The sequence below is a fragment of the Methylomonas methanica genome, from assembly GCF_001644035.1.
Taxonomy (GTDB): Bacteria; Pseudomonadota; Gammaproteobacteria; order Methylococcales; family Methylomonadaceae; genus Methylomonas; species Methylomonas methanica_A.
Map to the genome: position 1 here is coordinate 56025 of NZ_LUUG01000097.1, position 6978 is coordinate 63002.

The 6978-nt window shown below is 49.9% G+C and carries 3 protein-coding genes; 1 reads left to right on the forward strand and 2 read right to left on the reverse strand.

The window, feature by feature from the left end; genetic code table 11:
* Positions 1-2 precede the first annotated feature (2 nt).
* On the reverse strand, positions 3-3683 hold the full coding sequence (locus A1332_RS18070) for a hypothetical protein (RefSeq protein WP_064009832.1): 3681 nt from the start codon (positions 3681-3683) through the stop codon (positions 3-5).
* Between the two features lie 295 nt (positions 3684-3978).
* A complete protein-coding gene (locus A1332_RS18075; RefSeq protein WP_064009833.1) occupies positions 3979-5673 on the reverse strand; it encodes an FHA domain-containing protein in 1695 nt (564 codons plus the stop codon).
* Positions 5674-6094: 421 nt separating this feature from the next.
* Between A1332_RS18075 and A1332_RS25010 the strand changes: the two genes are divergently transcribed.
* A complete protein-coding gene (locus A1332_RS25010; protein WP_082879766.1) occupies positions 6095-6946 on the forward strand; it encodes a glycosyltransferase family A protein in 852 nt (283 codons plus the stop codon).
* Positions 6947-6978 lie beyond the last annotated feature (32 nt).

Sequence of the window (6978 nt, forward strand, 5' to 3'; positions counted from 1 at the left end):
TTTTAATCGCGAAGCAAATTTAGATAGTCAGCGCGCGACAACAGATAGACAGGGCTGGATGAAATGGAAACATTGGCCTTGCCTGCACTATCGACCGCCAAGTCTCGAACCTGCCCGACCACATCCACCGCCACCCAGGCTTTTTTTGGGTCTAACTGCATGGCCCACACACTAATAGTTTCGTCCGCACGCCAGATCATCAAGGTGTCGCCAAAATAGGCGGCCTGAATATTGCCATCCTTGGTATCGATAGCACGGTAAGGCAGCCCGTCGATCAGCGCGCCGGCGGTATACATCGTCGCTTCGCCCGGCTTATGGCCCAAGGAATAATCCCAGATGCGGCCATAAGCCAGGTCATATTCGTGTGCAATACAAAAACCCACGCCCAGATAATCCTGACGGCTGTTGACCCAGGCGATGATTTTTGCCACCTGCTCGGCCTGCCAGCGCCGACCGCTGAAGCCGTGCATGGCCTTGGCGCCGGTTTCGCCCAGCCAGAACGGCAATTGGTTGCTTCGGCCCAGGCTGGCATAGGTTGCCAAAACACCCCGCTCATCTTCGTTCGAACCATTGCCGATGGGGCCGCCAAAACGCGGCGGCTGTTGCGGATAGGCATGCACATCCCAGGCATCCTGATAATTATCCAAACCCAGTTGCAATACCTGTTTAAACCACTCACCCTCGCCCGGCCTAACCAGGCTACCGCCGACGACATGCGCATCACTGCGCGCTTGATGGGCCTGCTGGTACTCCCATTTCGCTCGCTCGAGCCAATGCGCCGGCTCGCGCAGCTTTTGCCAGTCGGCTTCATGACGAATGTCGATTTCATTCGTGGCTTTGAAATAGCGAGTGTAAGCAGCCGCTGCATTGACAAAGCTTTGGCCGTCCCCCGGCTTGTCGTTCAGCCAGTTGCTGTCGCCTGAAGAATCGGCGACTAGCTGTAAGCCACGCTGCTTGGCTTGTTCCCAAAGCGGCCGGTACTGGGGATCAAAGCCCGGATAGCTGCCGTAGCTTTTGAAAATCCCCATCCGTTCCAGCCAAGCGAAATAATCGCCGGCTTGCCTGAAACTTTTATCGCCATCGGCCAACGCATAGTAATCGTTGTTCCAGAGTTTTTTTTGCGCCAAGCGTTGCTTTTGGGCGGCATTGCCGCCGACCACACTAAAGCCGTCGGCTGGATAACGCATGATCAAGCGGCCATCGTTTGTATACAAGGATGGATAGACCGCGTAATAGCCCGGCTCAAGCAGCTTGCCGAAATCGGCTTCGACCTGACCGGGAAAGGTGTCGCTAATTTCCCGTTCAGCGATTTGTTTGCCGTTGTAATCGACCAGACGCAGGCGTAACTTTGCCGGGAAACGCAATAGCGGCGCCGATAATGTCATTTCTTCCAAAACAGGTTGCCAGCGTAAATCCACTTTTAGCTTCACTGCGTCGCCCTGATGCGGCAGATTGGCCGGTGCGTCAACGAACACGATAGGCCGCAATTTGCCGGCTATGCGTTGCAAAGCCAGATCGGCATCGGGGTCGGCGACTTGGGTTTTCAAGCCTTCCAATGCGCGCCCGGCCGCATCGGTAAACACGCCGGAGAAATGAAAGCGCTCGCCTTGATCATGTTGCATCACCAGTTTAAGCAGCAGGCTATGCCAGCCGGGTGAGAGATTGAGCGTCGCCACTTGCGGCGACTGCGTGCGCTCCGCTGTAGCGCTTGCCAGCAAGCCTTCCGTGGTCAAACCATGCAATAGGGCTTTGGCTCGGGTGCCGAAAGACGTCGGCGCGCCAGTTAAAGGCGTTGGATCATCATTAAACGTCAAATTCTGACCATCCAGCCACCCGGCGGACTTGATACCCGAATGTCGCAGATGCAGTTGCGTTTGAATAGGCTGCTCGGCGTATACGTAAAGCTGGGCATAGCCCGTGCCGCGCGACCAACCGTAAGCGTGCTGGGTGCTGGCTTCTATGTCGGTTTCGCCGTTGGCCTGAGTTTTTGCAACTCGCCAATTGCGCATTTTACCGCCCATCATTTCCAGGCTCAGGTAGGGTTGCTCGGGATTGGGACGCAAAGTGGTTTCCGTATCCAGGCCAAACACCGAGACGCCGGCCTGCCCGTCCTGTAAGCCGCCGACTAGCCAAGCGTGTGGAATACCATTGCTCATAGGTGTCGGCTGCAGGGGAGTAACTTGAGCTGGCTTCGGCATAGTGCCGAATTTGCCGGGTTCAGCCAGAAATTTGAGCACCTCCGTTTCATTAGCAGGCTGAGTCAGTGCGCCAAGCACGGTAAAGTGATCGTCGGCGATTACTGCTCCGGGCAGCGTCTCAATATTCAATCGCCGAGCCATCGTTTCGGCTTCCAGGCCGACCATATAGGTCACCGGCAACTGTTCATAAACAGACCGAGCCGCATCCGCCGCCAAGCCGCGAAACAATGTCTCGGCATTTTCACCCTTGCCATCCAGCAGATAAAGGCGACGTGGGCCTGCGGCGGCAGGTTTGATCAAAGTCAGGAAGCGATTTCTGGCCTGAGCTTGTTCCGCGGACATCCAGTCACCTAGCGGTTTATCCAGTTTCAATAAAAAGGCATCGAAGACTTTGGCACCGTCGGCCTTGCCGCTGTTTTCGATTTCCAACCAACGGTCGCCGGGCAGCAAGTTTATAGTCGTAGATGCCGGTAACCATTGATATTGCCACGGTGTGGTGTTATTCAACGCAAACTCGGCGCGAGTCGCCAGCTCTTCAGGTTTGGCGCCAGCCTTGACGATAAAATTTTGTTTGACCTGCGACACCTCGCCGCCGCTTTTATAGCGGGCTTGCAGCCGGTATTGCCCGGGCTTAAGGGTTGCCGGCAACTCAAAACGAAAACGTCCGCCCCAATCGCCAAATCCCTGATGAAACAATAACGCTTCATCGTTCTCGATTGTCAGTGCGCCAGTATTAGCGCCCGCCGTGGCGGTACCAGAAACAAGTTCAAGATAGGGCGGCTTTGGCAACGCCGCCAGAGCCGGATTCTTACCCAGTTCCAGCAGCACGACCGGCTGTTCGGCACTCCCCGCCAATGGCAATGTGGCCCACGGCGAAGCCAACAAAAACGCATCAAACACTTTGGCATCATGGCCGTTACCGCTATTGCGAATTTCGATCACCGTATCACCGGCTTTTAGCGGCACCGGCTTATCGCCGGTAATCCAGGCATATTCCCAGCCCTTGGGTTTTAGCGACAAACTGCCTCGCAACGTCAACCGCTTGGCATCCGGCCCGGCCCAAATTTCAAAAGTCTGCACACAAACATTCGGATCGCCACCCTGTCGCCAGCGCGCCCAGAATTGGAAATCGCCCGCGACAGGTTGACTTAAATTGAATCGAAAAGCCGCTTGCCATTCGCCAAAGCCTGAATGCAGCACGTTGACGGCGTCAGGCTCGACTTGCCAGCTAAGACCAGCTTGCGGGTCTTGCAGCGCGTGGCCCTGTATGAATTGAACACCGGGTAGCGAGCGAGATTGTGTGTCAGGCACGCTGCCCAGGTCCAGCAATAGTGCCGGTTGCTGCGGCGTGGGATTGATAGGTAGATTGAATGTGTCATTTAGCCCGGCCTGACACACACTAGAATTAGCCAATGCCATTAAGCAGGCAAAAATGAAACTGGAAGAGGCCGAAAACAGCCGAATGAACACAGCACAGGGAGACATCGCAAATCCTTGTCGATTGGAAACGCCCGAGACCAACCCGGGGGCGAACACATCCTTGTTGGTGCCATGATAAAACAGCTAGACGAAAATTTCCGCTTTAGTCCGTGCTTCACTGATAGCGTTTGGCTAACGCAACTTTTTTAACCTACGAAATAATCATTGGGCCTTGCGCCGCATGGATAACACGCAGTATGTCTAAACGCGGCTCTTGCCTATTGGCATTAAACTCGCCTTAGATCCGGGCTCAAATTAAACCAATATTAGGCGCCGAAAACCGCCGAAGCAAAGCAAAAACTCAATTGACGGCCTGAGATATTTGTAACAGCGGCGGACTAAAATCAAAACCAAAGTGTTTTGGGTCTTCCCCTATTACCGCGGCCGAGACGATGTAAAACACATAATCGTAGGTTTCTACCGGAATTTCGTATTGTTGGATGAATTTCCAGAAGTTGCGGTCTCGGGGGTTGTCGGGCATTTTTTCCACCATGCCACGCACTTTATTATGACCATAGTTATAACTGGCCATCACCAACAATCCGGACGCTTGCGCTTGCTTGCTATAGATGTATTTCAGGTATTTGGCGCCGGCTTGGGTGGCCTGCGCAAAATCAAAACGGGCGTCCTGGTCGTCGTATTCTCTGATATTCGCCAATGGACCGGGCGGCAGGCCGTATTCCTGGCCGGTGGTGGCCAAGAATTGCCAAGCGCCCTTGGCAATGCCAAAACGGGTCTCCGGCCCTATCGCCTTGGTGTCGTAATTGCTTTCCTGCAGCGGCAGATACATAAAATAAGCCGGCAAGCCTTCCTTATCCAACGCATCCAAAACCATGGTGCCATATTGGTTGTCTTGCATGTTTTTAATGGCTACGCGCAACCGGGCGGTATCCTGCCAGTTTTTGATGTATTGCCGCACTTGTGTGACAAACTCGTCGGGTAGCTCCAACTCGCTTTCCCCAAAGCCTCGGACCACGCGGGTAATCAACTCGCGCTCGTATTGTTCATCGGTCGGAAAGCTCAGGCGCAGAAAATCGATTTCTTTTAGATACTCCTGATATTTGGCTTTCATCAGTTTCAACTTCTTTCTTTCCTCCGCCAGGCGTTTTTTCTCTTCCAGAATTTTTGCTTGTTCGGCTTTGATGCGCTCTTGAGAGACCTTTAATTTTTCGTCCTTTACTTCCTCTAAGGCTTTGGCCAAGGACTCGACATTCTCCGCCAGCCGTATGTCGGCTTGCGACAAACTGACCTCTAAGGTTTTGACGTCGTAAAACATGTTGATCGCCAGCTTGCGGGCATTATCCAGCGCCAGGTATTGATACGTGACTAAACCGGCGGAGATCACAAACAAGATTCCCAAGGACCAAATCAGCTTTTTGTAATTTTTGGTTCTAACCGTTCTATCCTCGCGGATCACCCGCCGCACCATCCGGGTGTAATCGCCCATATCCGCCGACTCTTCCTCGGACAACAGGCGATTCTTGATGGCATCGGCCGATAAGTTCTGCTGCGGCTTAGGAGGTGGCGCTTTGGGCTGATTTAAAACAGGCGTTTGCGCGGCGGCAAATAAGGTGGCATCGTCTTTTGGCGTGGGTAAAACGGGTTTTGCATTTGTAGAGCTGATTTTTAGCTGAAACGGCGAAACGCCCAGGCCCAACAACACCGGCAAGTGCAATTTGGTTTTAGCAGCCAGCCGTTGTTTGTCCAGATAAACGCCATGCGTGCTATTTAAGTCAACCAGCCACCAGCCATCGGGCTCCCGCTTGATTTGCATGTGATGCCGGCTAATCGATTGATCATTGACGACCACCGAATTCTCTTGGGCACGACCAACACTGAAACTGTTTTCGAAAGCATGATTGGCGATCACTTCTCCGCTAATATTCAGCAAATCAACCAGAAGCGTCTCGGGCTTAGCCAATACTGTGCGATCAGCATCCGCTTCCGGTGCTTTAAACGGACTAACGCCCATGAAAACGGTTTTATCGTCTTCCATCAACTTGCCTCATCGTTACAGTGCTCGCGTCAAACCTTGCTAAGTCCATTTTAAAAACATAGTCTAAGCTAAAGCGCTTGTTACGCTACCTTAATTTGGCATGTTGCCCTCTTTTGAATTGTCTGAGCCAGAATCAATTAATCTCCAAGAATTAGCTGAACATCATCCGTATCCGGACTTCCGTCTTCGAGTACTTAGGTTGTTGGCTCTTAGGGTGACCAATGGGCAGATTCAAAACCCAAGTACAATACCCAAAATGCCAGTAGGTTTGTCTCCCAAAAGGAATGAAATAAAAAATTGGCAGCACTAAGAATTTGAAATTATTATACAATCAAACTAGGCTCAAAACCCTACAATAATTACCTGCCAATTTACTTAAATCGGCGTTATTAGATATTAGCCACCGACAAACATTAATATAATGCGCAAATCTCTACCTTCAATGCCAATAAGAGTTAAGCAATTTCCTAATTTTGTAAAACATATATTTATTAGAACCATATTGCTTTTGCAAAATACGCATTCGCAGCCAACATTTCATTTATGTTATTTCAGCTGTAACTCTTATTTCAAATATCTGTATTGTTCTTTACACAGCCTGCTAAAATTTTCATCAAATCATAATTTTAAAATTTATGTATTTAATGATAATGAACAACCTTTATCAGATGCTCAAATTTTATCTATACAAAATCTAATTCCTGGAACAAAGGTTATACCTTGGCCAAAAAGCATGGGTTGGGGAGCTAATCAAATCAAGACAATTTGGCAAGCTTATGGAGAAGTTGCAGAACATGCTTTAGATAATGACATTGTTGCCCGTGTAGATTCCGATGTTTTTTTCTTTAATGATATTATTTTCCGTGCTGTTGCTAAGAGTGATGCAGATTTAATTGGAGATGGGCATTATGTTAATTTTGAATATACCCAAGGCGGATGCTATTTTTTTAGAGCTGATGCCATCAAAAAAATAGTCAAATTATTGGCAACAGAAAACATTGAGAACTTACTAAGCGAAATCGAGCCAATTGTTGAAGATATTGCTGCTCATCATTTTGCCCGGCACCTTAAACTAAAGATATGGCTAACTTGGTTTATGATGTTTCCTGATGAATTACGTAATGCAGGAGGTATTACAAAATGGATGAACTGGAAATTTAGTTGTCTTCATTTCGTAATGAAAAATAAAAAAGCTATGCTAACAACATACCAGAATGAACTTCTACAGATTCAAGAGATTGACAGCTTTAGTAAAATAATTAACACCGAATAATTAATCGATACAAATACCTGAATCCGTGACTT